This window comes from Stenotrophomonas sp. 2YAF22 (assembly GCF_052114665.1).
In the GTDB taxonomy this organism is placed as follows: Bacteria; Pseudomonadota; Gammaproteobacteria; order Xanthomonadales; family Xanthomonadaceae; genus Stenotrophomonas; species Stenotrophomonas indicatrix.
In genome coordinates, this window is the sequence record NZ_JBFRFE010000800.1 from 1 (window position 1) to 1,576 (window position 1,576).

At 67.0% G+C, this 1,576-nt stretch carries 1 protein-coding gene; it reads left to right on the top strand.

The window, feature by feature from the left end; translation table 11 throughout:
- Positions 1 to 24 precede the first annotated feature (24 nt).
- Positions 25 to 1,449: a sugar porter family MFS transporter gene (locus tag AB4Y84_RS21240; RefSeq protein ID WP_117310098.1), complete on the top strand. Its 1,425-nt coding sequence runs from the start codon at positions 25 to 27 to the stop codon at positions 1,447 to 1,449.
- Positions 1,450 to 1,576: the final 127 nt, after the last annotated feature.

The window sequence follows — 1,576 nt, forward strand, 5'->3', positions numbered from 1 at the left end:
GCCCCCTTCCTTGCAGGATCCTTCATGTCGCCAGTCCAGCCCGGTGCCGCCTCCAATGGCGGTGAGAACACTGCCTTCATCGTCCTGATCAGTTGCGCCGCCACCCTCGGCGGATTCCTGTTCGGCTTCGATAGTGGCGTCATCAATGGCACCGTCGACGGCCTGCGCCAGGCCTTCAACTCCAGCGAAGCCGCGCTCGGCTTCGAGGTCGCCTCGATGCTGCTGGGGTGCGCGATCGGGGCGTTCGTGGCCGGTTGGCTTGGCGATCGGCTGGGACGTCGCGGCGTGCTGATCGTGGCGGCCGTGATGTTCCTGGTATCGGCGCTGGGCGCCGGCGCTGCACATGCATCCTGGTTGTTCGTCTGCGCACGCGTGCTGGGCGGGTTCGCTGTCGGTGCGGCCAGCGTGATGTCGCCGGCCTACATCGCCGAGGTCGCCTCGGCGCGCTATCGCGGCCGGCTGGCGACCGTGCAGCAGATGGCGATCATCTGCGGCCTGTTCGCAGCGTTCCTCAGCAACTATCTGCTGGCCCGGGCGGCGGGTGCGTCGACCGAGCCGCTCTGGCTGGGGCAGGAAGCCTGGCGCTGGATGTTCTGGATGCAGGCACTGCCGTCGCTGCTGTTCCTGCTGCTCTTGCTGGTGATCCCGGAAAGCCCGCGCTTCCTGGTGATGAAGGGTCGGCAGGCGCAGGCGAGGGCGGTGCTTGGCCGGCTGTACGGCGAACGTGCCGCGGTGAACAAGCAGGCCGAGATCGAAGCAAGCCTGGCCCAGGACCAGCACAAGCCGCGATTCGGCGACCTGCTCAACAAGGCCACCGGCAAGCTGCGCCCCATCGTCTGGGTCGGCATCGGCCTGGCGATGTTCCAGCAGCTGGTCGGCATCAATGTGGTGTTCTACTACGGCGCGGTGCTGTGGCAGGCGGTGGGTTTCTCGGAAAGCGATGCGCTGCTGATCAACGTCCTGTCCGGTGCGCTGAGCATCGGCGCCTGCCTGCTGACGGTGGTGCTGATCGATCGCATCGGCCGCAAGCCGCTGCTGTGGGTCGGTTCGGTCGGCATGTCGGTGGCCCTGGTGCTGATGGTGGTGGCCTTCGCCAGCGGCAGCCTGGCCGAGGGGCGCCTGCAGCTGTCCGACGGCATGGGGCGGCTGGCGCTGGTAGCGGCCAACGTCTATGTGGTGTTCTTCAACATGTCGTGGGGCCCGGTGATGTGGGTGATGCTGGGCGAGATGTTCCCGAACCAGATCCGCGGCCCGGCGTTGGCCGTGGCCGGTGCGGCGCAGTGGACCTCGAATTTCGCGATCACCGTGACCTTCCCGATGCTGCTGGCCGGCATCGGCCTGGCCGGTGCGTACGGCATCTATACCGTCGCCGCGATCCTCTCGATCATCTTCGTCATCCGCTACGTGCGCGAGACCAAGGGCAAGGAACTGGAGCAGATGGAAGGCTGACGGCTTGGCCTGAGTTTCAGCGCCTCCCTGTTCCGAGGGGAGGCGGCAGGCCAGCCGCTCCAGGACACGCCGTAAACCCATCCATGGGGGCTCGATGGCGCCATCCATGGCGCCAACGGTCCTGGAG